27 protein-coding genes and 1 other RNA gene are annotated in these 25,795 nt (G+C 67.4%); 17 read left to right on the top strand and 11 right to left on the bottom strand.

Going from position 1 to position 25,795, the window contains the following annotated elements; genetic code table 11:
• The 6 genes from AC5Y4S_RS03425 to AC5Y4S_RS03450 all read right to left on the bottom strand — a co-directional run bounded on the left by AC5Y4S_RS03425 (position 1) and on the right by AC5Y4S_RS03450 (position 6,202).
• Positions 1-618, bottom strand: a complete 618-nt coding sequence (locus AC5Y4S_RS03425) for a TetR/AcrR family transcriptional regulator (RefSeq protein WP_500029806.1) — start codon at positions 616-618, stop codon at positions 1-3.
• Complete coding sequence (locus tag AC5Y4S_RS03430) at positions 618-1,514, bottom strand: hydroxymethylglutaryl-CoA lyase (RefSeq protein ID WP_500029809.1); 897 nt, start codon at positions 1,512-1,514, stop codon at positions 618-620. Before AC5Y4S_RS03430 ends, AC5Y4S_RS03425 begins: the two co-directional genes overlap by 1 nt.
• Positions 1,511-2,710: a CaiB/BaiF CoA transferase family protein gene (locus tag AC5Y4S_RS03435; protein WP_500029811.1), complete on the bottom strand. Its 1,200-nt coding sequence runs from the start codon at positions 2,708-2,710 to the stop codon at positions 1,511-1,513. The genes AC5Y4S_RS03430 and AC5Y4S_RS03435 overlap by 4 nt, the downstream gene beginning before the upstream one ends.
• On the bottom strand, positions 2,707-3,882 hold the full coding sequence (locus tag AC5Y4S_RS03440; protein WP_500029813.1) for an alpha/beta hydrolase family protein: 1,176 nt from the start codon (positions 3,880-3,882) through the stop codon (positions 2,707-2,709). The genes AC5Y4S_RS03435 and AC5Y4S_RS03440 overlap by 4 nt, the downstream gene beginning before the upstream one ends.
• The gene (locus AC5Y4S_RS03445) at positions 3,882-4,973 is read right to left on the bottom strand and encodes a homogentisate 1,2-dioxygenase (protein WP_500029815.1); all 1,092 of its coding nucleotides are present in this window, start codon (positions 4,971-4,973) and stop codon (positions 3,882-3,884) included. The genes AC5Y4S_RS03440 and AC5Y4S_RS03445 overlap by 1 nt, the downstream gene beginning before the upstream one ends.
• A gap of 257 nt (positions 4,974-5,230) precedes the next feature.
• The gene (locus tag AC5Y4S_RS03450; RefSeq protein WP_500029817.1) at positions 5,231-6,202 is read right to left on the bottom strand and encodes an NADPH:quinone oxidoreductase family protein; all 972 of its coding nucleotides are present in this window, start codon (positions 6,200-6,202) and stop codon (positions 5,231-5,233) included.
• A 71-nt stretch (positions 6,203-6,273) separates the two neighbouring features.
• On the opposite strand from AC5Y4S_RS03450, the gene AC5Y4S_RS03455 reads away from it, so the two are divergent.
• Both AC5Y4S_RS03455 and AC5Y4S_RS03460 read left to right on the top strand, forming a co-directional pair.
• Complete coding sequence (locus tag AC5Y4S_RS03455; protein WP_500029819.1) at positions 6,274-7,131, top strand: oxidoreductase; 858 nt, start codon at positions 6,274-6,276, stop codon at positions 7,129-7,131.
• Positions 7,131-7,652: a GNAT family N-acetyltransferase gene (locus AC5Y4S_RS03460; protein ID WP_500029821.1), complete on the top strand. Its 522-nt coding sequence runs from the start codon at positions 7,131-7,133 to the stop codon at positions 7,650-7,652. Before AC5Y4S_RS03455 ends, AC5Y4S_RS03460 begins: the two co-directional genes overlap by 1 nt.
• Here AC5Y4S_RS03460 and AC5Y4S_RS03465 read toward each other — a convergent pair.
• The 3 genes from AC5Y4S_RS03465 to hisN form a co-directional block, all read right to left on the bottom strand.
• Entirely contained in the window at positions 7,645-8,850 is a 1,206-nt protein-coding gene (locus AC5Y4S_RS03465; RefSeq protein ID WP_068102903.1) for an acyl-CoA dehydrogenase family protein, read from the bottom strand. The genes AC5Y4S_RS03460 and AC5Y4S_RS03465 overlap by 8 nt on opposite strands.
• Positions 8,851-8,882: 32 nt before the next feature.
• Positions 8,883-10,304 carry an acyl-CoA dehydrogenase family protein gene (locus AC5Y4S_RS03470; protein ID WP_500029824.1) on the bottom strand — a complete coding sequence of 474 codons (1,422 nt, stop codon included), beginning with the start codon at positions 10,302-10,304 and terminating at the stop codon, positions 8,883-8,885.
• An 89-nt stretch (positions 10,305-10,393) separates the two neighbouring features.
• Positions 10,394-11,170 (bottom strand): histidinol-phosphatase, encoded by a 777-nt coding sequence (gene hisN / locus AC5Y4S_RS03475; RefSeq protein WP_500029826.1) that lies wholly within the window; start codon positions 11,168-11,170, stop codon positions 10,394-10,396.
• Between the two features lie 100 nt (positions 11,171-11,270).
• Between hisN and AC5Y4S_RS03480 the strand changes: the two genes are divergently transcribed.
• Positions 11,271-11,600 carry a hypothetical protein gene (locus AC5Y4S_RS03480; protein ID WP_500029828.1) on the top strand — a complete coding sequence of 110 codons (330 nt, stop codon included), beginning with the start codon at positions 11,271-11,273 and terminating at the stop codon, positions 11,598-11,600.
• Positions 11,601-11,603: 3 nt separating this feature from the next.
• Here the strand turns inward: AC5Y4S_RS03480 and AC5Y4S_RS03485 are convergent, their stop codons facing one another.
• Entirely contained in the window at positions 11,604-12,764 is a 1,161-nt protein-coding gene (locus AC5Y4S_RS03485; protein WP_500029830.1) for a PPE family protein, read from the bottom strand.
• Between the two features lie 400 nt (positions 12,765-13,164).
• On the opposite strand from AC5Y4S_RS03485, the gene AC5Y4S_RS03490 reads away from it, so the two are divergent.
• Entirely contained in the window at positions 13,165-13,953 is a 789-nt protein-coding gene (locus AC5Y4S_RS03490) for a universal stress protein (RefSeq protein ID WP_500029833.1), read from the top strand.
• 9 nt (positions 13,954-13,962) lie between these two features.
• On the top strand, positions 13,963-14,613 hold the full coding sequence (locus tag AC5Y4S_RS03495) for a response regulator (RefSeq protein ID WP_500029837.1): 651 nt from the start codon (positions 13,963-13,965) through the stop codon (positions 14,611-14,613).
• Between the two features lie 9 nt (positions 14,614-14,622).
• Here the strand turns inward: AC5Y4S_RS03495 and AC5Y4S_RS03500 are convergent, their stop codons facing one another.
• Positions 14,623-15,993, bottom strand: a complete 1,371-nt coding sequence (locus AC5Y4S_RS03500) for an FAD-dependent oxidoreductase (protein WP_500029839.1) — start codon at positions 15,991-15,993, stop codon at positions 14,623-14,625.
• Positions 15,994-16,133: 140 nt separating this feature from the next.
• Here AC5Y4S_RS03500 and prfB point away from each other — a divergent pair, with 140 nt between their 5' ends.
• The 12 genes from prfB to AC5Y4S_RS03560 all read left to right on the top strand — a co-directional run bounded on the left by prfB (position 16,134) and on the right by AC5Y4S_RS03560 (position 25,779).
• A complete protein-coding gene (gene prfB / locus AC5Y4S_RS03505; protein WP_500029844.1) occupies positions 16,134-17,252 on the top strand; it encodes a peptide chain release factor 2 in 1,119 nt (372 codons plus the stop codon).
• Positions 17,242-18,240, top strand: coding sequence for a mechanosensitive ion channel family protein (locus AC5Y4S_RS03510; protein WP_500029846.1), 999 nt, complete (start codon positions 17,242-17,244; stop codon positions 18,238-18,240). The genes prfB and AC5Y4S_RS03510 overlap by 11 nt, the downstream gene beginning before the upstream one ends.
• Positions 18,237-18,722: an Rv3103c family proline-rich protein gene (locus AC5Y4S_RS03515; RefSeq protein ID WP_500029850.1), complete on the top strand. Its 486-nt coding sequence runs from the start codon at positions 18,237-18,239 to the stop codon at positions 18,720-18,722. The genes AC5Y4S_RS03510 and AC5Y4S_RS03515 overlap by 4 nt, the downstream gene beginning before the upstream one ends.
• Positions 18,723-18,765: 43 nt before the next feature.
• A complete protein-coding gene (gene ftsE, locus AC5Y4S_RS03520) occupies positions 18,766-19,455 on the top strand; it encodes a cell division ATP-binding protein FtsE (protein ID WP_067153866.1) in 690 nt (229 codons plus the stop codon).
• The gene (gene ftsX, locus AC5Y4S_RS03525; RefSeq protein WP_067153867.1) at positions 19,456-20,349 is read left to right on the top strand and encodes a permease-like cell division protein FtsX; all 894 of its coding nucleotides are present in this window, start codon (positions 19,456-19,458) and stop codon (positions 20,347-20,349) included.
• Positions 20,350-20,351: 2 nt separating this feature from the next.
• Positions 20,352-20,861, top strand: a complete 510-nt coding sequence (gene smpB, locus AC5Y4S_RS03530) for an SsrA-binding protein SmpB (protein WP_068175674.1) — start codon at positions 20,352-20,354, stop codon at positions 20,859-20,861.
• On the top strand, positions 20,858-21,703 hold the full coding sequence (locus tag AC5Y4S_RS03535) for an EamA family transporter (RefSeq protein ID WP_500032111.1): 846 nt from the start codon (positions 20,858-20,860) through the stop codon (positions 21,701-21,703). The genes smpB and AC5Y4S_RS03535 overlap by 4 nt, the downstream gene beginning before the upstream one ends.
• A gap of 33 nt (positions 21,704-21,736) precedes the next feature.
• Complete coding sequence (locus AC5Y4S_RS03540; RefSeq protein WP_500029858.1) at positions 21,737-22,582, top strand: maleylpyruvate isomerase family mycothiol-dependent enzyme; 846 nt, start codon at positions 21,737-21,739, stop codon at positions 22,580-22,582.
• 148 nt (positions 22,583-22,730) lie between these two features.
• Positions 22,731-23,693: a ferritin-like domain-containing protein gene (locus AC5Y4S_RS03545; RefSeq protein WP_500029860.1), complete on the top strand. Its 963-nt coding sequence runs from the start codon at positions 22,731-22,733 to the stop codon at positions 23,691-23,693.
• 176 nt (positions 23,694-23,869) lie between these two features.
• Positions 23,870-24,237, top strand: a transfer-messenger RNA (tmRNA) gene (ssrA, locus tag AC5Y4S_RS03550).
• 186 nt (positions 24,238-24,423) lie between these two features.
• The gene (locus tag AC5Y4S_RS03555) at positions 24,424-24,891 is read left to right on the top strand and encodes a glucose-6-phosphate dehydrogenase (RefSeq protein ID WP_500029862.1); all 468 of its coding nucleotides are present in this window, start codon (positions 24,424-24,426) and stop codon (positions 24,889-24,891) included.
• 78 nt (positions 24,892-24,969) lie between these two features.
• Complete coding sequence (locus tag AC5Y4S_RS03560) at positions 24,970-25,779, top strand: crotonase/enoyl-CoA hydratase family protein (protein ID WP_500029864.1); 810 nt, start codon at positions 24,970-24,972, stop codon at positions 25,777-25,779.
• Positions 25,780-25,795: the final 16 nt, after the last annotated feature.

Genomic DNA, 25,795 nt, shown 5'->3' on the forward strand with positions numbered 1-25,795 from the left:
TTACTCCTTTGCGCCGTAGAGGGTTTTCTTCCAGACCGTCGACAAGGTGGTGATGGCGTCGTGGTCGCTGATCTGAAGGTCCAGGCCCGACGGGCCCGCGAAGACGGTGGTGAAGTTCTCGAACAGCAGCGCGATCGCGGCCGCCGTGTGTTGGGGATTGAGCTCGGTTCCGTAGCCCTGCTGCTGCGCGCGGCGTACCGAGGCGGCGACGATGTCCATGCCGAAGCGCCGGAATTCGTTCTGTACGTTCGCGAAGCGCGGCTGGGTGGCCGCCAGCTGTGCCACCGCGATCATGATGCCGATGTTCTGCTTGAACATGTTCCAGTACCCGGTGACCACCGACGTGAAGAACGCGTCGTCGTCGGGGGATTCGGGGAGCTCGAGGCGCAGTCCGGGCGGCGCCACGACCTCGTGCAGAAACGACTCCGCCAGGGCGGCCAGCAGGTCTTCCTTGTCGTCGAAATACCGGTAGAACACGGCGGGTGACTTGCCCGCGGCCGAGGTGATGTCGGCCAGGGTGGTGCCGTGAAAACCGCGTTCGGCGAACAGCTTCCGGGCGGCCTGTTCGATGGCCTGCCTGGTCTGGCGACCCTTTGCCGTCAACGTGTCGGTCGGCATCAGTTCCGGATTCGGTCGCCGGCGCGCAGCAGGGCGCTCGGCAGGTCGTGGCCGACAACGGATTTGGCGGCCTCGGCCGCGGCGATCGCGGCCCGCAGGTCCACGTCGACGTCGACACCGCTGTCGGTCAACAGGTAGACGAGGTCCTCGGTGGCGATGTTGCCGGTGGCGCCCGGGGCGAAGGGGCAGCCGCCCAGGCCCCCGATCGACGCGTCCAGCCGGGTGACCCCGGATTCGACGGCCGCGTAGGCGCTGGCCAGCCCGGTGCCGCGGGTGTTGTGGAAATGGCCGCCCAGCGGCATGTCGCCGATCACCGGACGCAGTTGGGCGACGAGCGAACTCACCCGTCGCGGGGTGGTGGTGCCGATGGTGTCGGCGATGGAGAACCGGTCGACATGTTGTTCCCGGGCGGCCGCGCCGATCTCGAGCACCCGCCCTGGCGGCGTCGGCCCGTCGAACGGGCAGTCCCACGCGGTGGCGACGATGACTTCGACGGTGGCGCCGGCGTCGTGCGCGATGGCGACGATCTCCTCGATCTGCCTGGTGGCCTCGGCGCTGTCGCGCCCGACGTTGGCCTCGCTGAACGCGTCGCTGGCGGCCACCACGTATTCGACGGAGCGCAGCCCCGCGGCGACCGCGCGCCGGGTGCCGTTGGGGCTGGCTACTAGGGCGGAGAACTCGATGTCGGGGTAGGTGTGCAGGTGCGCGGCGACTTCGGCGGCATCGGCCATCGACGGCACCTTTGACGGGGACACGAACGCCGTGGCCTCGATCTCGCGCACCCCGGTGGCGGCCACCGCGGCCAGCAGCTCCAACTTGGCGGCCAACGGGATTGGCCTTTCGATCTGCAGGCCGTCGCGCAGGGCCACCTCGCGAATGTCGACGTGTTGTGTCATAAAACCCCCTCAGCCCTTAGCTCTTCGAGCTCCGCGGCGGTCTTGCCGAGCAACCCGATGTAGACGTCGTCGTTGTGTTGTCCCGGGCGCGCCGGGCCGGCGTAGCGGACGCTGCCGGGGGAGTCCGAGAGCACCGGGACGACGCCCGGTCCGAGCACGTTGCGGCCGACCCGTTCGTCGTAGTGCTCGACCAGCATGCCGCGGGCCCGCAGCTGCGGGTCGTCGACCACCTCGGCGACGGTGTTGATCGGCCCGGCGATCACGCCTGCGGCGGAAAGGGTTTCGATGATTTCGCCGGGCTGGCGGTCGGCGGCCCACGCGCCGATGATCTCGTCGAGTTCGTCCTGATTGCGGCCGCGGCCGCCGTGTGTGGCGAACCGGTCGTCGGTGGCCAGCTCCGGGCGCCCCATCGCCTTGCACAGGCGCGCGAACACGGTGTCCTGGTTGGCGGCGATCACCACCCACGAGCCGTCGGCGCTGCGGTAGATGTTGGACGGCGCGATGCCCTCCAGCCGGGTTCCCGACGGCCCGCGCACCACGCCGCCGACGTCGTAGTCGGGGATCGTGGATTCCTGGACCGCCAAACAGGATTCGGTCAACGCAACGTCGACCACTTGCCCGCGCCCGGTGACGCCGCGGCGATACAGCGCGGCCAGCGCGCCCTGGGCGCCGAACATGCCGGCCAGGCTGTCGCCGAGCGAGAGCGCCAGCCGGGGCGGCGGCCCGCCGGGGAATCCGTTGAGGTGCCGCAGCCCGCTGGCGGCCTCGGCCACCGACGCGTAGCCGGCCTTGTGCGCCTCGGGCCCCGTCTGGCCGTAGCCGGAGACCCGGACCAGGATGATGCCCGGGTTGCGCTCGGAGAGCACGTCGTAGCCCAGCTCCCATTTCTCCAGGGTGCCCGGGCGGAAGTTCTCCACGACGATGTCGGATTTCGCGACGAGGTCGACGAACAGCCCGCGGCCGCGTGGCTTTCGCAGGTCGAGCGTGATGGCGCGCTTGTTGCGCGCGTGCACCGTCCAGAACACGTGATGCCCGTCCACTTCGGCCTGGCCCCAGGTCCGCAGCGGGTCCGGCGCGCCGGGGGGTTCCACCTTGACGACGTCGGCGCCCATGTCGCCGAGCAGCCGGCCGGCGAACGGCCCGGCGATCAGGGTGCCGAGTTCCAGCACCCGGACGCCGTCCAGCGGGCCCGTCACTGTCTGCTCGCGAAGTCGTGGCGGACCAGCCAGTCGGTGACGACGTCGACGGCGTGCCGCAGCTTGTCCCGCTGGTCGGGGCCCGCGTAATAGTGTGTGGCGCCGGGAATTTCGTGCATCTCCTTGTCCGGGTGCCCGATCGCCTCGTAAAGCCGTCGGGTGTGGCTGGGCGTGCAGGCGTCGTCGGCCAGGTTACCGATCACCAGCGCCGGGACCGCGAGGTCGCGCCCGCACGCCACCCCGTCGCCGCGGGCGTCGTCGTAGCTCCATTGCGACAGCCAGCCGCGCAGCGTCGAAAACCGGGCCAACCCGACCGGGCTCATGTTCACCACTTGAGGATCGCCCAGGTAGCAGGTTCCGGGGGTGCGTTCGTTGGGATCGACGGTCGGATCCAGCCAGCGCGGGTCGGCCATGGTCCCGTGCACGACGAAGCAGAATTCGTCGTCGGGGCGGCCGGCGGCCCGCAGTTCGGCGAGCTTTTCCTTGACCCATGCGGTGATGCGCCGGTTGCGATCGATCTGCGCCTGCCGGTAGCGGGCCAGAAATTCTTGGCGGTAGGGCGGTTGGTTGGGGTTGTCGGGGTTGTAGAGGTCGAGCTCGGGATCGCGCTTGGTGGGATCGGATTCGTCGAGGATCGACGCGTCCAGCCACTCGGTGAGCGTGCCGTGCCGGCTGATGTGCGCGGCGAGCAGCATGACGCCGTCGGCCGCCGGCAGGTCGAGCCGCGTCAGGTCGGGGCCGTCCCCGGACGGGCTCGACGTGACGGTCGCGTGCTGGGCCTGCTGCTGGTAGAACATCGAGAGCGAGCCGCCGCCGCTCCATCCGGCCAGCACCACCTTGGCGTAGCCCAGCCTCTTCTTGGCGTCCTTGATGCACTCGCCGAGATCCTCGACCACCTTCTCCATCAGCAGTCCCGAATCCGTGCCGCGGAACCGGCTGTTGCAGTAGATGACGTGGTGGCCCGCGCGGGCCAGCGCACCCGTCATCGGCAGGTAGGCGCCGCCGCCGATGGGATGCATGAACACCAACACGGTGTCGGACGGCTTGTCCCTGGGCTTGAGCAGATAGCTTTCCAGCACCGTGATCTCGGCCAGCCCGCCATACACGTCGCGGACCGCGGAATTGTTCTGGAACGCAACGAGATACGGGATGCGGTCGTATTCGTGTTTCATCAGTGCTGCCCGAGGTCGTGCGCCAGCACCTCGGGCGACGGGGTCAGCCGCCGACGGGCGTCGACGGCGATCACCTGCCAGTCCACCCGCGAATGCTCGTCGAACTTGCGGCGCGCGCGTTCCCGCGCCTTCTCCGGCGCGCCGTGGTGAACCCCTTGCGGCGCATGGGTGATCAGGCCGGGCGGCATCGGGATGCCGTAGAGCGACCCGCCGTGGAAGAAGGCGATCTCGTCGTAGTCGACGTTGCGGTGATACCAGGGTGTGCGTTCGGTGCCGGGGACCCCCTCGGCAGGTTTGGGCAGGAAGTTCATCACGTAGACGCCGGTGGCCTGCATGAACAGATGCACGGTCGGCGGCAGGTGAACGCTGTCCGAAGTGACCACGTTGTAGTCGGCGATGTTGAAGGTGAACGGGAAGTTGTCACCGCGCCAGCCTTCGACATCGATCGGATTGTGTTGGTAGAACAGCGTTGTCGGCCCGCCCTCATGGATGAGCCGGACCTGGTACTCGTCGCGCCCGTCATCCTCGAACGGCTGTGGTTCGGGGATCGTGGCCTGCGACGGGTCGAACGGGAAGTGGCGGCCGAGCGCGCCGGGCGGCGGCACCCGGAACTCGTCGCTGGCCTCGATCATCAGCAGCGTCGTCTCGGTATCGGGCAGCTGCCGCCAGGTGCACGCCTTCGGGATGTAGAGCCAGTCGCCCTCCCGGTAACGCAGCGGCCCGAACTCGGTCTCCAGCAGGCCCGCGCCGCGGTGCACGAAGCACAGCAGGTCGCCGTCGACGTGACGGACGTAGAAGGGCATCGGCTCGTGGCGGCGGCTCAACAGGATTCGGCAGTCGTCGTTGCTGAACATCAGCAGCGGGCCGCCGCCGGCGTCGGTGGCATCGCTGGGTTTCAGCTCTCCGGCGAGCACGTCGACCGGGCGCAGCGGGCCGACCGACCGATAGGCGGTGGGGTCGTTGCGCCGGTACATGTTGGCGGTCCGCCCGGTGAAGCCGCCCCGGCCCAGCTCGTCGTCCTTGAGCCCATCGAGGTCGGCGTGCAACCGCCGCGGCGTCTTGCCTTTTCGCAGGTGAACGAAGGATTCCATGGGGCGACTCCTGGCTCCGGCGCCTCAAAACTGAAAGTGACATTACTTTTTGTTTTTCCGCCGCACAAGGGGCGAGGGCTTCGTAGCTTTGGTCACATCCGCCCCAAGCGTCTCCCGGGGGAAGGGACACCCTTTGTGCCCGCCTCGCAGCGACTGTTCCTTGGTGCAAGACCACTGCGGCCGCTGTCGCTGCGAGGCGGGCAAAGAGGCAATTCCTTCTCCGCTGCGGCCTGTGTGGCAGATGTGACCGGAGTGCGTCAGTCCCGGACCCGCACCACGACTTTGCCCTTGGCCGTACGATTCTCGAGCGATGCGACCGCCGCGGCCGCCTGCTCCAGCGGGTAGACCTCCGGCGTGGGGGCGGCCAGCCGGCCCGAGCTCAGCAGGCGCTCGAGCCCGGCCCACTGCTCGGCCAGCGCGTCCGGGTGGGTCGCGGTCCAGGCTCCCCATCCCACGCCGACGACGTCAATGTTGTTGAGCAGCAGCCGGTTCACTTTGACGCTCGGAATCTCGCCGCCGGTGAACCCGATGACGAGCAGCCGACCGCCGGGCGCGAGCGAGCGCAGCGAATCGGTGAAGCGGTCGCCGCCGACCGGGTCGACCACCACATCGACGCCGCGGCCGCCGGTGAGTTCCTTGACGGCGTCCTTGAACCCCTCGGCCAGCACCACGTCGGTGGCGCCGGCGGCCGTCGCGACGTCGGCCTTGTCTTCGCTGCTGACGACCGCGATGGTGCGCGACGCCCCCAGCAGCGAGGCCAGCCGCAGCGTCGAGGTCCCGATCCCGCCCGCCGCGCCGTGCACCAGCAGGGACTCGCCGTCGGCCAGGCGGCCGCGCACGGTCAGCGCGAAGTACACCGTCAGGTCGTTGAACAGCAGGCCGGCGCCCGCCTCGAAGCTGACGTTGTCCGGCAGCTTGAACACCCGGTCGGGCTGCACGATGGCCACCTCGGCCATTCCGCCCGCCAGCATCGTCAGCGCGACGACCCGGTCGCCGGCCTTGACGTGGATGTTGTCGGGGGCCGACCGCACCACGCCGGCGATCTCGGCTCCGAGCACGAACGGCGGCTCCGGCCGGTATTGATACAGACCGCGGGTCAGCAGCGCGTCGGGGAACGCCGCGCCGGCGGCGTGCACCTCGACGACCACACCGTCCCCGGAGGGTTCGTCGACCTCCGCCACCTCGATCGCGTCTGGACCATCTAGCCGAGTCACCCGTGCCGCCCGCATGGTCGGACAGCCTAACGCCGACTCTGAATCCGCCCGCAACGTGCCCATATCGACGGCGCTAACCTCACCTCATGGATTTTTTTCCACTCGGTGGCTTTTCCGTTGCCCGCATCGGCTTCGGCGCAATGCAGCTGCCCGGCCCTAACGTTTTCGGGCCGCCGCGGGACCGTGACGAAGCGCTGGCGGTGCTGCGCCGGGCGGTCGAACTCGGCGTCGACCACATCGACACCGCCCAGTTCTACGGCCCCGACGTGGCCAACGAGCTCATCCGCGAGGCGCTGCATCCGTACCCGGAGAACCTGGCCCTGGTGAGCAAGGTCGGCGGGCGCCGTGACGAATCCGGAGCCTGGCTGCCGGTCGACGAGCCGGCCGACTTGCGCCGCGACATCGAAGCCAACCTGAGCGCCCTCGGCGTCGACCAACTGGCCGCGGTCAACCTGAGGCTCTTCGAGAGCGACGGGCCCGACGAGCTGTTCGACGAGCAGCTCTCGGTGATGATCGACGCGCGTGACGAGGGATTGATCGGTGGGATCGGGCTGAGCAGCATCAACCGTGAACACCTGCTGCACGCGCTCGAACGGACAGAGATCGCCTGTGTGCAAAACGCTTTCAATCTCGTTCAGCGAGAGTCGGCCGCGGTGCTGGAGGAATGCACTCGGCGGGGGATTGCGTTCGTCCCCTTCTTTCCGCTCGGCGCGGCCTTCGTCAAGCCGAACCCGGTGCTCACCAACCCGCTGGTGATCGACACCGCCCGGCGTCTCGGCCGGACTCCCGCTCAGGTCGCGCTGGCGTGGACGCTGAGCGTGGCGCCCAACGTGCTGCTGATCCCGGGTACCTCGTCGGTGGCGCACCTCGAGGAGAACATGGACGTCGCGTCCGTCGAGCTGGACGACGACACCCGCGAGCGGCTGAACGCCGTCGCTGCTTGATGCGCGTCCGACCCGCCACCGCCGCCGACGCCGCGGCGTGCGTCGACATCTACCGGCCCTACGTGCTGGACACCGTCATCTCGTTCGAGACGGAGGTGCCGACCGTCGAGGAGATGGCGCGCCGCATCGCGGGCGCCCGTGAATGGCTGGTGCTCGAGGACGACGACGTCGTGACCGGTTACGCCTATGCGCACCAATTCAATCCGCGCGCGGCGTACCGATGGTCGGTCGAGACGAGCATCTACCTCGCCCCGGATCGGCTGCGCTCCGGCGGGGGCCGGCTGCTCTACACCGAACTGCTGCACCGGCTCGCCGAACGCGGTTTCCGGCGGGCGTTCGCCGGCATCGCCCAACCCAACGAGGCCAGCAACGCGCTGCACAAGGCGTTCGGCTTTCGTCCGGTGGGCTACTACCCGCGCGTGGGGTGGAAGCTTGGCGCCTGGCACGACGTCGAGTGGTGGCAGCTCGACCTGCTCGGCCCCGACGAGGATGCGGCTCCGCCGCGACCGATCGCTACTTGAGCTCCGCGGACGACAGCCCCAGCAGCCGCCGCGCGACCACCAGCTGCTGGATCTGTTGGGTGCCCTCGAAGATGTCCAGGATCTTGGAGTCGCGCGCCCACTTTTCCAGCATCGACTGCTCGGAATACCCTGCGGTGCCTGCCAATTCGACGGACTTGAGGGTGACGTCGCTGGCCATCCGCCCGGCCTTGGCCTTGCTCATCGAGGCCTCTTTGGAGTTGGGGATCTTGTTGTCGGCCTGCCACGCCGCGCGTAGCGACAGCAGGTAGCTGGCCTCCCAGTCGGCCTCCATCCGCAGGAACTCCGCGGCGGCCGCGCTTTGGGCGTGTGAGGGCCTGTCGTAGGAGATCTCGACCCCGGCCTCGGTGAGGATCTTGCGGATTTCCTCCAGCGCGGCGCGGCCGACCCCGATGGCCATGGCGGCGACGATCGGGCGGGTGTTGTCGAAGGTCTCCATCACCCCCGAAAAGCCCTTGCCGACCTCGATTTCGGGGTTGCCCAGCAGATTGTCCTTGGGAATGCGGACGTTATCGAACCGGATCGCCGCGGTGTCCGAACCCTTGATGCCGAGCTTGTGCTCGAGGCGTTCGACGGTGACGCCGGGATGTTCGCGCGGCACGATGAACGACTTGATCGCCGCGCGGCCCTGTGACTTGTCCAGCGTGGCCCACACCACGATGTGGGTGGCGCGCGAGCCCGCGGTGACGAAGATCTTCTCGCCGTTGATGACGTACTCGTCACCGTCGAGCTTGGCGGTGGTGGACACCGCCGCCGAGTCGGATCCGAAGCCGGGCTCGGTGATGGCCATCGCCGCCCATACCTTGCCCAGGCGTTCCAGCTGTTCGTCGGTGGCGACCGCGGAGATGGCGGCGTTACCGAGTCCCTGATAGGGAACCGACAGCATCATCGCGACGTCGCCCCAGCAGGCTTCCATCGTCTGCAGCAGCGCGGCCATGTTGGCGCCGTTGTGGTTTCGGTCCCTGTCCTCGTCCTCGTCGCGCAGCGCGTCGGCCCCGGCGAATGCGACCGATTCGGAGGCGCCCTCGAAAAGGCTAATCAGGGTGTCGAGTTCGACCGGGTAGGCGTGCTCCTTGAGGTCGTACTTGCGGGCGATCGGCCGCATCATCTCGGCGGCGCCCTGGTGGGTCTTGACGATCACCGACTGCAGCTTGCGGGGCAGTTCCAGATTGATTGCCATGGTTGAACTTTCGGCTCGGGGAAGGTGGTGACTCAGATAACGACAACGCCCTCGGCGACGCCGATGGCCCGCAGGTCGCGGTACCAGCGCTCGACAGGGTGCTCCTTGGTAAAGCCGTGACCGCCGAGCAGTTGCACGCCGTCCAGGCCGATCTGCATGCCCTTGTCGGCGCCGAGCCGCTTGGCCAGCGCCGCCTCCCGGGTGAACGGCAGGCCCTGTTCGGCGCGGGCGGCGCCACGCCAGGTGATCAGCCGCAGCCCGTCCAATTCGATGGCGATGTTGGCGCACATGAAGGCCACGGCCTGACGATGCGCGATCGGCTCGCCGAAGGCGTGGCGTTCCTTGACGTAGGGGACGACGTAGTCGAGCACGGCGTGCGAGGTGCCGACCGCGAGCGCCGCCCAGCCGAGCCGGGACAGCGCGATCGCCTCCGAATAGGCCCCGTCATATTCCGCGTCGGGGGCATCCGGTTCGCCCAGGCGGGCGCTCAGCGGCACCGATACGCCGGACAGCTCGACCTGGCCCAGGGCCGCGGCGCGTATTCCCATGCTCGGATCCGCCTTGACGGTAAGGCCTTTGGCGGATGATTCGACGATGAACAGCGCGGGCTTGCCGTTCAGCTGGGCGCCGACGACGAACAGCTCGGCGTCCGCCGCGGCGGGAACCAAAGACTTCACGCCGTCCAGCCGGTAGCCGCTCGGGGTGCGCACGGCGGTCGTCTTCAACCGGGTGGGGTCGAACAGCGGTTGCGGTTCGGCGATCGCCACGCACGCCTGCGGGACGTTCTCCCCGGCGAACTCCTGCAGGTAGGTGGCCTGCTGGTCGGCGCTGCCCCAATGGGTCAAGGCCGCGGCGACACCGCCGGGCGCCAGGATGGGCAGCGCCAGGCCCATGTCGCCGTAGGCCAGCGCCTCGGCCGCCAGCACGTTGGTCACGCTGGAGCGGTGCGCGGCGATGCCGTCGAAGTCCTCGGGGATGTTGATCGCGGTGATGCCCAACTCGGCGGCCTTCGCGATCAGGTCGGGCGGATAGGTCGCGGCCTCGTCGGCGTCGTGCGCCGCGGGACGCAGCACCTCCGCGGCGAACTCGTCGAGGGTCTCGACGATCATCTTCTGCTCGTCGTCGGGCGTCAGGTCGAAGTAGTCCTTGCCGCCGGACTTCAGCCGGGTCGGTCCGCCGCGCAGGTTCTGGACCCGCTTGAACTGGCGGGAAGTGGCCGCGGCGGTGGAGAAGACGGTCTTCGTGCCGTAGCGCAGGCCCCGGTTCAGCGGGTCGCGCAGGTGGTATTTGTCCAGAAACTCCTGGCCGACCAGCGGGGTGAGCAGCGCCAGGGTGATGTCGATGCCCGTGCGCTTGTGCGGTTGCAGCCCGACGCCGGTCTTACGGCCGCGCCGTCGGCTGCGTGAGCGAGTGTTTTCTGAAGTCTGTTTTGAACCGGAACGGGTGTCGGTCATTTCAGCCTCTATCGATGGGCGTTGCGGATAAAACCTATCTTACTCCGGAGTAAGATAGATGCGACCGCCTGTTAACTAATTCACAAAGATTAAGCGCGCAGGCGCGAAAGCACCTGCTCATGCAGCAGTCCGTTTGTCGCCACGGCGCTGCCGGCGTGCGGGCCCGCGGTCCCGTCCAGGCCGGTGAACGTTCCGCCCGCCTCGCGCACCAGGATGTCGAGCGCCGCCAGGTCCCACACGGACACCTCCGGCTCGGCGGCGATGTCGACCGCCCCCTCGGCGACCAGGCAGTAGGAGAAGAAGTCGCCGTACGCCCGCACCCGCCACACCGCATCGGTCAGGCCGACGAAGCGATCGCGCAGGCCGCGTTGCGCCCATCCCGACAGGCTGGAGAACGACAGGCTCGCCGAATCCAGTTGTGCCACTGAGGAAACGGACAGCGCTCGCGGCGGACCGCCGTCGACCGCGGCGAACGCGCCGCGCCCACGCGCCGCCCACCACCGGCGGCGCAGCGCCGGTGCGCTCACGACGCCGACCGACGAAACGCCGTCCTCGAGCAACGCGATCAGGCTGGCCCACACCGGCACCCCGCGCACGAAATTCTTGGTGCCGTCGATCGGATCGATGATCCATTGCCGCCCGCTGAAGGTGGCGGTTCCACCGAACTCCTCGCCGACGATGCCGTCGTCCGGCCGTTCGCGCCCGAGCACGTCACGCAGTTCGGTTTCGACCGCGCGATCGGCGTCGGTGACCGGGGTCAGATCGGGTTTGGTGTCGACGCGCAGGTCAAGCGCCCCGAACCGTGCGGAGGTCAGCGCGTCGGCGTGATCGGCCAACGCGAGCGCCAGCGCCAGATCGTCGCTCATTTGGCCCCGCTCTCCCCCGCAAGCGGGAGGTGCCCCCACCTCATCACTACGTTCTGCCTCGTCGTCGGCGCGACTCATGGAGCAGTCCTACCATGGCCGGATGTGGGAATACGGTGTGTTGATTCTGCTCGTGGCGGTCCTGGGGGTGGCCCTTGCGCAGCGGTTCGCCTCGCGCGGCCCCCGCGGTGAGCTCGCGCACGGCACCCTCCTGGTGACGGGCGTCAGCCCGCGGCCGGACGCGACCGGCGAGCAGTACGTCACCGTCGCCGGCGTCATCAACGGACCCACGGTCAGCGAGTACGAGGTGTATCAGCGCATGGCGGTCGACGTCGACCACTGGCCGACCATGGGCCAGCTGCTCCCGGTGGTCTATTCGCCCAAGAACCCCGACAATTGGCGGTTCGCTCCCGCCGAACCGCCGGCGGCGTAGCGGTCACCCGCCCGCGGGCGGGCGCGTCATCACCGTGAGCCGGGTTCCGTAGCGCGGCAGGACGCCCGATGCACGAGCCAACGTCCCCGCCGGCATCCCGGGAACACCCGGATAGCCGGAACCGGCCAGCTCGTCGGTGCCCGGAAGGGTGGTGAGGCCGGCGGGCTGCAGCGCCGAGACGCGGCTGGCTGACGGCGCCGACCAGCTGGCGGGCACCGACATCGGGCCGATCGCGTTGGCCCGCCCCATGCTGACCGTGATCGCGTTGGGCATGCCGCCGAGTCCGGAGCTGCCCGCCGCACCGGTCAAATTGGGCACCAACCCGATGGGCCCGAGCGCGGGCGCGGGCGCGGCAGCGCCGGCGAGATAAGTCAGATTGCTTTGGGCGCCGATGAGCGACACCGGGATGCCCTCGATGTTGGCGAGTGAACTGGTCGCCGTGTTTGTGGCCAGGATGCCGTCGAGCACGTTCAGGCTGTCCAGCCCGTTGGAGGTGAGGGGAATGGGGCTGAGCTTCAGCAAGTCGTTGAGGTTGTCGTAAATCTGATCGCTCCACGCCCGCAGCGTCGAGTACAAATCGGCAAACGGGTTGCTGGCCGCCTGATTGGCCGCGGCGGTCTGCTCGTTCACGCCATCGGCGTTGGTGGTCTGCTGCGGGGACGCAAACGATGTCAATCGGGAAGCGGCCGCCGAGGTCGCCGCGTAGCCGTTCATCGCGGTGGCGTCCTGGGCCCACATCTCGGCGTACTGGGCCTCGGTGGCCGCGATCGCCGCGGTGTTCTGGCCGAAGAAGTTCGTCGCGATCAACGCCTGTAGCTGCGCGCGGTTGACCGCGATCACCGGCGGGGGCACCGTCATGGCGAACGCCTGGTCAAACGCCGCGGCTGCCGCCCGCGCCTGCATCGCGGTCTGCTTCGTCTGCTGGGCGGTTGTGGTCAGCCACTCGACGTAGGGAGTCGCCGCGGCGGTCATCGCCGCCGACGCCGGGCCATGCCAGTGCAGCGTGGTCAGGGCCGAGAGCACCGAGCCATACGTCTCGGCCGTGGTGCCCAGTTCGGCGGATAGCGAGTCCCAGCTTCCCGCCGCCGCCAAAAGCGACCCGGAACCCGGACCGCTGTACATCCTGGCGGAATTGAATTCGGGCGGAAAAAAGGCGTAATCCATTGTCAGATCTCTCCTATGGGTGTGCCGGGTGAACCGTGCCGAGCCCGAATCGGCACCTTTTCCGTCGCCGGCTCGTCGGCGATGGTCATAAAAATGTAGGCGCCAATCCGTGTCTTTACTGGAGTTTTAAGACGAAAAGGCAAGTGGGTCATTGTGATAACGTCCGCCGGATTGCGATACCTGAAAACGACCGAATTCATTTATGGGGTCGGGCGTCCGCAGCGCATTCCGCCATGTGATGCGGCATTGCGACGAAGGCGACCGTCTGTCCCGCCATCGATAGGGACTAATGGCCTCCGTTTGTAGACCGAATGCCCCTGGGTAGCGCCGGTCCCGCCTCAATACCGTTGGGTGGGACGAATCCGTGATTTGTCCCCTCTGATCAGCACAGGAGACCGCGATGCTTCAGCCAGCCCCGACGGTCGTCGTTGGTGTCGACGGGTCGAAGACGGCCACCGATGCGGCGCGCTGGGCGGTCGACGAGGCGGTCAGCCGAGACATACCGCTGCGGTTGGTCTATGTGGTCGCGCCGCCGGATTCACCACGTTGGGCTCATGACGGCCGATTGGCCGCGGCCCGCGCCGTGTTGCACGACGCTCGTCGGGCGGTCGAGGCGACGGGGCGACAGGTGAAGATCGAAGCTGAAATCCTTTGGGGCAGTCCGCTTGCCAAGCTGGCCGAAGAGTCGAGGTCGGCGGCGATGATCTGTGTCGGATCCATCGGACTGAGTCACGCGGCCCGTGGGGCCGGGTCCCTGTCGGCGAGCCTGGCCGCGTCGGCCCTCTGTCCGGTAGCCGTCATCCGCCGCCCGGCGGGCAGGCCGGCAACCGCCAAGCTCGACCGCGTGATCGTGCAGGCGGACAACGCGGTGGCGCTGCGCCATGCCTTCGAGGAGGCGATGCTGCGGCACGCGCCGGTGCTGGCGATCGCGGTGGCCGCGGGGGACGACGATGCCGACACGGAATGTTCGGCGGGAGCACAGCTGAGGCGACGCATCGCGCGGTGGGCCCGCCTGTATCCCGACGTGCGCGTCGAATCCGCCGTCGTGCGCGGGTCCGCCGAGCAATACCTGGCCGCCGACGGGGACCGGGATCAGCTGTTCGTCACCGACGCGCGCGCCTGTTTCGACCTGTGCGGCGCGCACCACCCGGGAACCTCCGTTCTCGCCGCGCGTTCGAGCAACTTGTAGAGGCATCGGGTGGGGACTCGGTTGGGCTCCGGAGGAGCGGCGTTAAGAGTATTTCTGGTCGACGATCACGAGGCGGTGCGGCGCGGCCTGGTCGATTTGCTTTGTGCGGACCCCGAACTCGACTGCGTCGGCGAGGCCGGTTCCTTCGCCGAGGCGATGAACAAGATTCCCGCGGTCGGCCCGGACGTCGCGGTGCTCGACGACTGGTTGCCCGACGGCAACGGCATCGAGCTGTGCCGAGAACTGTTGTCCCGCATGCTGGAGCTGCGCTGCCTGATCCTGACGTCGTTCACCTCCGACGAGGCGATGCTGAACGCGATCCTCGCCGGTGCCAGCGGCTATGTCGTCAAAGACGTCAAGGGAATGGAATTGGCCTGCGCCATCAAGGATGTGGGCGCCGGCCGGTCGCTGCTCGACACTCATGCCGCGGCGGCATTGATGGCGAGGCTGTGGTGGACTATCGAGAACAGCGACGAGTTGTGGGCCTTCAACGAGCGGGAGCGAACGTTGTTGGGATTGCTCGGCGACGGCCTGACCAACCGCCAAATCGCCGACCGGATGTTGCTTGCCGAGGACGTCGTGAAGAACCTGGTGTCGCGCCTGCTGGTCAAACTGGGGGTGTCCCGCCAGCCCAATCGGGCTTACCGCCAATGGTTTTGAGGCGCCGGGTCAGCCGTGGCTGATTCGTAGCATTTCGGCCACGCTCGGCAGCTTGACGCGGGGACGCCCGTGCGGCTCGCCGGCCGCGCGCTCGTGGCGATCGATCATCTCCCAGTGGGCCGACGTCACGACTTTCGGCTGCCGGGACGCCAGCCACTCGGCCAGCTTGTCGGCGTGGTCGTCGGGGAACTCTGCGAGCGCGCCCTTCAGTTCAGAGCCGGCCAGGTCGTTCAGCAGCGTGTCGACGGTGTCTTGGGAGTCCTTCTTATTGGTACCGATCACTCCGGTCGGCCCGCGCTTGATCCACCCGACGACGTACTCGTTGCGGCTACCGTGCACGCGGCCGTCGGTGTTGGGGATGGTTGCGCTCTTGTCGTCGAAAGGCAGCCCGGCCGTGGGCATTCCGCGATATCCGACGGACCGCACCACCAACTGGGCCGGCAGTTCCTCTCGCTCGCCGGTGTCCTTGGCCGACACCCACCCGCTCTCATCGGTGACCAGTTCGTTGCGGCCCAACACGATGCTCTCGACCTTGCCGTCGCCCTTGATCTCGATCGGCGAAGTCAGGAAGCGGAAGACTATTCGGCGGTGGCCGGGGCGCGGCGCCCGCGCGGCGTAGTCGCGCAACACCTTGATGTTCTGCTTCGTCGTCTTGCCCGCCGCGGCCGCGTCCTCGTCGCTGATGCCCTCGAGCTGCGCCGGGTCGACGATCACGTCGACCCCCTCGAGATCCGCCAGCTCGCGCAACTCCAGCGTGGTGAACGCCGTCTGCAGCGGCCCGCGCCGGCCGACGACCACCACCTCGTCGACGCCGCACGGGCGCAGCGACTCCAGGGCGTGGTCGGCGATGTCGGTGCGCGCGAGCTCGTCGGGGTCGGTCACCAGGATGCGGGCGACGTCCAGCGCGACGTTGCCGTTGCCGATCACCACCGCCCGGGCGCCCGACAGATCCGGGGTCGACGCCTCGAAGTGCGGGTGCGCGTTGTACCAGCCGACGAATTCGACGGCGGCCATGCTGCCCGGCAGGTCCTCGCCGGGAATCTTCAACGACCGATCCGATTGCGCCCCGATGGCGTAGATCACCGCGTGGTAGCGCTCGGCGAGTTCGGCGGCGCTCACGTGCTCACCGACCACCACGTTGCCGAAGAAGCGAAGGCGGGGGTCTTCGGCGGTCTTCTCGAATTGCTTGCTGATCGACTTGATCTTCGGGTGGTCGGGCGCGACGCCGGAGCGGACCAGCCCCCAGGGCGTCGGCAGCATCTCGAGGATGTCGATCGCCACGTCGATGTCCTCCGACGCGTCGGCCGCCTTGAGCAACGATGCCGCGGCGAAGAAACCCGACGGCCCGGAGCCGACAATCGCGACGTGATATAAGCGCATCCTCGAGCCTTCTACTCGTGCCGGGCCGCGCGTGAGGGGGCTGAGCGTCGCGGTCCGGGCTGCACATACAGGTCACCTGATGCTAAACGCTGCGGCCCGGACGACGGCTTGTGCATTCGTCGCCGGTAACGTGGGCGGCTGTGGAACCCGACCGTCAAGCCGACATTGCCGCCCTTGACTCCACCCTGACCACGGTGGAGCGGGTGCTCGACGTCGACGGTCTGCGCAGCCGCATCGAGAAGCTCGAGCACGAGGCCTCCGATCCCAAACTGTGGGACGACCAGAGCAACGCGCAGCGGGTGACCAGCGAGTTGTCCCACGCGCAGGGCGAGCTGCGCCGCGTCGAAGAGCTGCGCCAGCGCCTCGACGATCTTCCGGTGATGTACGAGCTGGCGGCAGAAGAAGGGGATGCCGCCAGCGGCGTCGACGCGCTCGCCGAGGCGGACGCCGAACTAAAGGCGTTGCGCGCCGATATAGAGGCCGCCGAGGTGCGCACGCTGTTGTCGGGCGAGTACGACGAGCGGGAGGCGCTGGTCACCATCCGCTCGGGCGCCGGTGGGGTGGACGCGGCCGACTGGGCCGAGATGCTGATGCGGATGTACATCCGCTGGGCCGAGCAACACAAGTACGGCGTCGAGGTGTTCGACACCTCCTACGCCGAAGAGGCCGGGATCAAGAGCGCCACGTTCGCGGTGCACGCGCCGTACGCCTACGGCACGCTGTCCGTGGAACAGGGCACGCACCGGCTGGTGCGGATCAGCCCGTTCGACAACCAGAGCCGGCGTCAGACTTCCTTCGCCGAAGTCGAGGTGCTTCCGGTGGTGGAGACCACCGATCACATCGACATTCCCGACGGGGACGTGCGGGTGGACGTCTACCGTTCCAGCGGTCCCGGCGGTCAGTCGGTGAACACCACCGACTCGGCGGTTCGTTTAACCCACATCCCAACGGGTATCGTCGTGACTTGCCAGAACGAAAAATCGCAACTGCAGAACAAGATCTCGGCAATGCGAGTGCTTCAGGCAAAGTTGTTGGAGCGCAAGCGATTAGAAGAGCGCGCTGAGCTGGACGCGTTGAAGGGTGAGGGCGGCAGCTCCTGGGGTAACCAGATGCGCTCCTACGTACTGCACCCGTATCAGATGGTCAAGGATTTGCGAACCGAATACGAGGTGGGCAATCCGGCCGCCGTACTGGACGGAGACATCGACGGGTTCCTGGAAGCGGGAATCCGGTGGCGCAACCGAAAAGATGACGACTAACACCACTGTTCTTGCATCGACCGCTTCGATAAAGGCGCTGGGCTGGCACGACTTCTGGCGCGGCGAGGCCGGCCAATGGATCATCACCCGCGGCCTGCGCATCGTCATGGTGCTGATCGCGGCGGTCCTGATGGCCCGGTTCGTCAACTGGGTGGCGCAACAGGTGACCCGCCAGCTCACCGAGGGCTTCGCCGAGAGCGACGCGCTGGTGCGCTCGGAGACATCCAAGCACCGTCAGGCGCTGGCGTCGGTGATCTCCTGGGTGTCGGTCGTCATCATCGGCATCTGGGTCATGATGCAGATCGCCAACGTGCTGCAGTTTTCCGTAGGAGGACTGGTCGCGCCCGCGACCGTGGTCGGGGCCGCGCTGGGTTTCGGCGCCCAGCAGCTGGTGCGGGATCTGCTTTCCGGCTTCTTCATCCTGGTGGAGAAGCAGTACGGGTTCGGTGATCTGGTCACCCTGACCGTCGTCTCCTCGACGGAAGCCACCGGCACCGTCGAGAACGTGACATTGAGGGTGACGCGACTGCGTTCACCGGATGGCGAGGTGCTGACCATCCCCAATGGGCAGATCGTCAAGGTGGTCAACCTCTCCAAGGATTGGGCGCGCGCGGTGGTGGACATCCCAGTGTCGACCAGCGCCGACCTGAACCGGGTCAACGAGGTCTTGCACCAGGAGTGCGACCGCGCGATGGAGAACCCGGTCCTCGGGGAATTGCTGCTGGACCCGCCGACCGTGATGGGCGTGGAAAGCATCGAGGTCGACACCGTCACCCTGCGTGTGGTGGCCCGCACCCTGCCCGGCAAGCAGTTCGAGGTTGGGCGGCAGCTGCGTGTCCTGGTCATTCGGGCGCTGGCCCGGGTGGGCATCGTGACCGCGGCGGACGCGACGATAGGCCTGGTTGAGGACGACCCCTCCGTGCCGGCCGCCCAGGCCGCCGAGAAGTCGACCGACGGCAAAGCCGAAGACGCGGTGCAACGGCGGTGAAGTTCACCGTGAGCATCCTCGAGAGGCGCAGCGAGGACAAGCAACGACGACGCTGGAGCCACCTCTTCGGCGGCCGGATGCGCACGTCCACGCTGATATTGATCGTCGCGTTCTTCGCGGTGTGGTGGGTCTACGACACCTACCGTCCGGAAACGGCCCCCAAACCGCCGGCCCCGCAGGTGGTGCCGCCGGGTTTCGTGCCCGACCCCAACTACACCTGGGTGCCGCGCAGCCGCGTGCAGCAGCCGCCGGCCACCGTCACGTTCACGCCGACGCCGACGCCGACCACGACTCCAAGCACCAGCGTGCCGCCGCCCGTCACGACGACGACCACCGCGCCCCCGCCGTTCCAGTTGCCCACGCCGCCGTGCCTGCTGCCGCCGCCCTTCTGCCCGCCCAGCACGAGTCCGACGCCGACACCGTCGCAGCTACCCCAGCCCGGGCCTGGTCCGGTGCCGAGTTCCCCGCCACCGGTCAGCTGACTTGGCTCGCCAGCGAAATTCACGGCTACACTGGCGTGCCGTGATGATCACCCTTGACAACGTCAGCAAGAAGTACAAAGCGTCGGCTCGTCCGGCGCTGGACGACATCAACGTCAAAATCGACAAGGGTGAATTCGTCTTCCTGATCGGCCCTTCGGGGTCGGGCAAGTCGACGTTCATGCGGCTGTTGCTGGCCGAGGAGAGCCCGAACACCGGTGATATCCGGGTATCGAAGTTTCATGTGAACAAGCTCCCCGGGCGCCACGTGCCGAAGCTGCGTCAGGTCATCGGCTGCGTATTCCAGGATTTCCGGCTGCTGCAGCAAAAGACCGTGTACGAAAATGTCGCTTTCGCGCTGGAGGTCATTGGCAAGCGCCGCGAGGCGATCAACCGGACGGTGCCCGAGGTGCTGGAGACGGTCGGGCTGTCCGGGAAGGCCAACCGGCTGCCGGGCGAGTTGTCCGGCGGCGAGCAGCAACGCGTCGCCATCGCCCGGGCGTTCGTGAACCGCCCGCTGGTGCTGCTGGCCGACGAGCCGACCGGCAACCTCGACCCGGACACCAGTAAGGACATCATGGATTTGTTGGAGCGGATCAACCGCACGGGCACCACGGTGCTGATGGCGACGCACGACCACCACATCGTCGACTCCATGCGGCAGCGGGTCGTCGAGCTGTCGCTGGGCCGGCTGGTTCGCGACGAACAGCGCGGCATCTACGGGATGGATCGCTAAGTGCGCTTCGGCTTCCTGCTCAACGAGGTCCTGACCGGCCTTCGTCGCAACGTCACGATGACGGCCGCGATGATCCTGACGACCGCGATCTCGATCGGCCTGTTCGGCGGCGGGCTGCTGGTGGTCCTGTTGGCCGACCATTCCCGCGCCATCTACCTGGACCGCGTCGAGACGCAGGTGTTCCTCACCGAGGACGTGTCCGCCAACGACCCGTCCTGCGGTACCAACCCGTGCAAGGCGCTGCGGGAAAAGATCGAAGCACGGCAAGACGTCAAATCGGTGCGCTTCCTCAACCGTCAGGACGCCTACGACGACGCGATCCGGAAGTTCCCGCAGTACAAGGACGTTGCCGGAAAGGATTCCTTCCCAGCCTCGTTCATCGTCAAGCTGGACAATCCCGAGCAGCACAAGGACTTTGACTCTGCTATGCAGGGACAGCCCGGCGTGCTTTCGGTGCTCAACCAGAAGGATCTGATTGACCGCCTGTTCGCGGTCCTGGACGGCCTGAGCAAGGCCGCGTTCGCCGTCGCCCTGGTGCAGGCCGTCGGCGCGATCCTGTTGATTGCCAACATGGTCCAGGTGGCGGCGTATACGCGCCGCACGGAGATCGGGATCATGCGCCTGGTCGGCGCGAGCCGCTGGTATACCCAGCTGCCGTTCCTGGTCGAGGCGATGGTCGCCGCGGCGGTCGGTGTCGCGATCTCGGTTGCGGGGTTAATCCTGGTACGGGCAACGTTTTTGGACAACGCGCTGAACCAGTTCTACCAAGCCAACCTGATCGCCCGGGTCGATTACGCCGACATCATCTACATCTCGCCCTGGCTGTTCCTGCTCGGCGTGTCGATGGCCGCCCTGACCGCCTACGTGACGTTGCGCCTGTACGTACGGCGATAGCTGTGGCCAAGGACTCCCGCGGGGCCAAGGCGGCCGGCGACAAGCCCGGCAGCAAACGGATCGTGGCCACCAATCGCAAAGCGCGGCACAACTATTCGATCCTCGAGATTTTCGAGGCGGGAGTCGCTTTGCAGGGCACTGAAGTAAAGAGCCTGCGGGAAGGGCACGCCTCTCTAGCCGATGCCTACGCAACCATTGACGACGGCGAAGTGTGGTTGCGTAACTTGCACATTCCGGAGTACCAGCACGGTAGCTGGACCAACCATGACCCGCGTCGCAATCGAAAGTTGTTGTTACATAGGCAACAAATCGACAGACTGGTCGGCAAGATACGAGATGGTAACCTCGCCCTGATGCCACTGTCACTTTACTTCTCCGAGGGCAAGGTCAAAGTTGAGCTCGCGCTGGCACGAGGCAAGCGGGCTCACGATAAACGTCAGGACATGGCCCAGCGCGATGCCCAGCGCGAAGTGCTTCGCGAACTGGGGCGACGCGCCAAGGGCATGAACTGATCGGGGCGGCTTACGCCCAGCTGTCAGCCGTTACGTACGGCGTCAGCGATTTCGTGGGCGGTGTGGCCGCTCGGCGGGTAGCGGCGCTGCGAGTGATGCTCGTGGCCTACCCCGTCGAGGCAGTATTGCTCGGTCTGCTGGCCGTCGTGGTGGGCGGCCCGATTCAGTCCGGCGCGGTCGTGTGGGGCTGCCTGTACGGCGTCGGGATGGCGTTCGGCATGTGGGCGTTTTTCGCCGCGTTGGGCGCCGGGCCGATATCGGTGGTCTCACCGTTGGCCGCCGTGCTCAATGCCGCGGTACCGGTGGCGGTCGGTGTGGCGCTGGGGGAGCGGCCGGGTCGCGCGGCCTCGGTGGGCGTGGTGCTGGCCCTGGTCGCCGTCATGCTGGTCAGCCGCGAAGCCGCGGCCGAGGGAGTGACGCCGTATCGATTCACCCCGAAGGTCGCCTGGCTCACGGTGGTCGCGGGCTCGGCGATGGGGCTGAACCTGGTGTTTCTTCATCAGGCGCCGCACGAGACCAAACTCTGGCCGCTGGTGTTCGCCCGGCTGTCCGCCTCCGCGGTGGTGTTCGCCATGTCGGCGATGAGCAAGAACTTGAAGATGCCCGCCGGCAAGCCGCTGAAGCTGGCGCTGGGCGTGGCCGTGCTGGACATCTGCGCGAACGTGACCATGCTGCTGGCGCTGCACACCTGGCTGCTTTCGCTGGCCAGCATCCTGATCTCGCTCTATCCGGCGGCGACGGTCGTCTTGGCGATGGTGGTGCTGCGCGAGCGGGTGAGCCGATGCCAGGGCGTCGGCATGGTGATGGCCATGGGTTCCGTGGCGATGATCGCCGCAAGCTAACGGATCGGCTCGCGATCGGCCTAGTATCCGACCATGGCCGACCGCCCCGTCACGCAGCTGGATAAATCCGACGTCCTGTCCGGGCTCTTCGCCGTGTGGGACTCGATCGACGCGCTGCTCGACGGGCTGCCGGAGGGCGATTGGCTGGCGCCGACGCCGCTACCCGGGTGGGACGTCAAGGCCGTGGTGTCGCACATCATCGGCACCGAGTCGTTCCTGGCCGGCATCGCGGCCCCACAGCCCGATATCGACGTGTCGGCGCTCGACCACGTGCGCAACGACATCGGCGCGATGAACGAGTGCTGGGTGCGCCACCTCAGTGGGGAGTCGGGCGCGGAAGTGCTCGCGCGGTTCAGGGACATCACCGCCGATCGACGCAAGGCGCTGGCCGGCATGTCGGAAGAGGAGTGGAACGCGGTGATGCCGACGCCGGTGGGCCCGGAAACGTACGGCCGGTTCATGCGGGTGCGCACGTTCGACTGCTGGATGCACGAGCAGGACATCCGCGAGGCGCTGTCGCGGCCGTCGTCCGACAACGAGCTCGTCGGGCCCGCGTCGGAGCTTTCGCTCGACGAGATCGCGGCCACCATGGGTTACGTGGTTGGCAAGCGCGGCAAGGCGCCCGACGGTTCGCGCATTCTGTTCGAGTTGACCGGCCCGGTGGCCCGCGTCATCCGCGTCAGCGTGGACGGTCGCGCCCAGCTGGTCGAGGACTTCGGCGACCAGGAACCGACGGCGACGATTCGGCTGGACGGGCTGCAGTTCACCCGGCTTTCGGGCGGCCGCCCCATGTGCCCTGCGCGCGCCCAGGACGTCGAGCTCGGCGGCGACGACGACATCGCCAGACAGGTCGCTGAAAACCTCAATTTCGTGATCTGAGAACATATTTGGCGCACGCGCGATAAACAAAGCGAAATCTCACACCCCGCGCGCGGGGGTTTGTTCTCCGGGGGCGATCGGGTAGCCGGAACTTACAGGCGCACCTTGCGCCGACATCGAAATCGTCAACGCCAGGAGGCCGACACTAATGACTGCACCCGAGACCACCCGTTTGCTCGCGCAGCTGCGCACGCTGCTCGACTTGACCAACACCGAGATCCAGATCGCGGAAACCCGCGTTATCCAGGCGCGCACCGACGCCGTGCGCCGCGAGCTGTCGCAGAACGCGGCCAATGCCCGCAAGCGCGCCGCGTCCCTTGAGTCCGCGATCCGCAAGGTGGGGGGTTACCCCGACGTCATCGGTCCGTTCCTGGGTCGTGCCGCCGCGGCAGTCAAGGCGCTGACCGAGCAGGCGCAACCGTTCGACGAGGCGCTGCTGGGCGATCTCGCGCTCGAGGACCAGCTGTTGGACCGCGCTCGGTACCTCAAGGCGCTGGCCGTCGCCGCAAAGCGCCAGGACATCGAGAACTTGGCCGAGCGCCTGATCACTGCCCATTCGGCGACCGTGGACTGGATCACGACCGTGCTGGCCGAGGACGCGCTTGGCGGGCCGGCCGCGCTGCGCCGCACGCCGCTGCAGGCGGCCGCCGGCACCGCGGTGAAGCTGGTCAACCTGCCGGCAGCGTGGTCGGCGCGGGGGGTCGACCGGACCGTTGAGGCGCTGCGCTCGGCGGGTCCGGCGTTCAACGACCTGGTCAAGCGGGGCGGCAACGCCGGCGAGATCGCGGCGAAGGCGCTGTCCGCTTCCCAGAGCGCGGCGCTGAAGGCCGCCGAGCGGGTCACCCGGTCCGAGGGGGCCGACGGGGCCGCCAACGCCTTGCACTCGGGCCGGACGGCCGCCGGTGTCTTGGACGCAAAGGAGCTGCCGATCCGCAAGTACGACGACCTGAACGTCAACGAGGCGGTGGCCGCGATCAGAAAGCTGACGGACCCCAGCGACGTTCGGGCGATCATCGCCTACGAGGAGGCGCACAAGAACCGGCAACGCATCGTTTCCGCCGCGCAGACCCACGTCGCCGCCATCGCGCAGGACGTCGTCGGGATCAAGTAGCCGATACCCAACAGCGCCGCCTCGGCACCGAGTACCCCCCTGCAGTCGCCCGACCGGGGGTACTCGGCTTTTGGCGGTCGGCGTGGGAAGTTAATTCCGTTGCCCGTCGTTGGTTACCGCGTACCATTGATTGTCCTGCCGAAAATCGGCAGGGATGCTCGAAGCAACAAAGACAAGGGGCTGAAAGGTTTCGACTTCGCGCATCGAATCAAGGGAAGCGTGCCGGTGCAGGCAAGAGACCACCGTAAGCGTCGTTGCAACCATATAAGCGCCGATTCACATCAGCGCGACTACGCTCTCGCTGCCTAAGCGACAGCTAGTCCGTCAGACCGGGAACGCCCTCGACCCGGAGCCTGGCGTCAGCTAGAGGGATCCACCGGTGAGTCCGGTCGCGGGACTCACCGGGACATACACAGCGACTGGGATCGTCATCCTGGCTGGTTCGCGTGACCAGGAGATCCGAGTAGAGGCATAGCGAACTGCGCACGGAGAAGCCTTGAGGGAATGCCGTAGGACCCGGGTTCGATTCCCGGCAGCTCCACAACAGAAGATGCAGCTGGCAAGTACAGTCCAGCCCTACCCCAGCGGGAAGTTCATCTCCGGGCGTGACCCTGGCGGTGCGGCATTGATTGCGGGGCAGCGGGGTCGGCGTTCAGGCCAAACCCGTGCTGCCCAGCTGACGATTTTGGGCGCACAATTGAGGTGCCTGTCTGAACCCCGGGGGTGCGCGATGAGCGAGCAACTGTACGACTTTTTCGGCGAGATCTTCCTGCGGTACTTCGGACCAGCCATCGGCGCATATCCGCGGACCGGTGGAGCACTCGTCGATAGTTTGCTCACGCTCACCGACCACGTTCCGGATCGATTGGCGCAGACCCGCCGCGCCGCAATGGCATGGGGCGAGACCGAGACCCCGAATGCCAGGGTCACCTCCGAACTCTTCGTGATCACCCAACACGGACTGATGTATGCCGTCGGGTTGACCGAGTCGCGCCGGGCGCTGTATTACCTGGCCACGCCGCCCGCGTTGTTCGATCCCTTCGTCGATCAGGTCGACACCGCCGAACTGCGTGAAGGCGCGGCGGTTGCGGTGGACAATCGGTTCGGCCGCGACCTCGCATCCGCTCATCCGATGGACGCTGCGCTGCGCCGGATACTCGATGAGCACCTTGCGCTGCGAGTGGGTCTGCCCGGTTAGCTATTGGAATTTCCGGCAGCTCCACCTTTGGTTGCCGCGGCCGACTTGGTCGGGTGCCGGCCCGATACATTGCTAACCGTGAGCGAAGACAGGGTCCGTGTGCGGATCGCGGACAACGGAGTGGCCACGGCGACGATGGTGCGCGCCGACAAACACAACGCGCTCGACCAAGCGATGTTCGAAGCCTTGGTGGACGCCGCGGAGAAGCTGGCCGGTGATACCTCGGTCCGCGCGGTCGTTCTGCACGGTGAGGGCAAGAGCTTCTGCTCGGGTTTGGACGTCGCGAGCTTCATGGGTGGCGAACGTGGCACGGGCGTCCTGTTGGACAGAGACCAGGACCGGCCCGCCAACCTCGCTCAGCGCGTGAGCTACGACTGGTCGTTGGTACCGGCGCCGGTCATCGCCGCGATCCACGGCAACTGCTTCGGCGGCGGTCTGCAGATCGCGCTCGGCGCGGACATCCGGATCGCGGCGCCGGACGCGAGGCTGAGCATCATGGAGATCAAGTGGGGCCTCGTTCCCGACATGGGCATCACGCAGACACTGCCGAGACTTCTACCGATCGACGTCGCGAAGGAGTTGACGTTCACCGGCCGCATCGTTTCCGGCAGCGAGGGTTCCGAGCTCGGCTTGGTCACCCGGACAGCCGCGGATCCGCTGTCAGCGGCGCTGGCACTCGCGGGCGAGATCGCGCTGAAGTCACCGGATGCCGTCCGGGCCGCGAAGCGCCTCTACAACGAAACATGGATGAGCAACGAACCCGCGACGGCTCTTGCGCGGGAATCAGTTCTGCAAACGGGGTTGATCGGCACGCCCAACCAGATCGCTGCCGTCGTCGCCGGAATGTCCGGGGAGCAACCCGTCTTCGCCAACCCCGCAGCCAAGTAACCTCTCACGCGATCGG

This window comes from Mycobacterium sp. NGS64 (genome assembly GCF_059812245.1).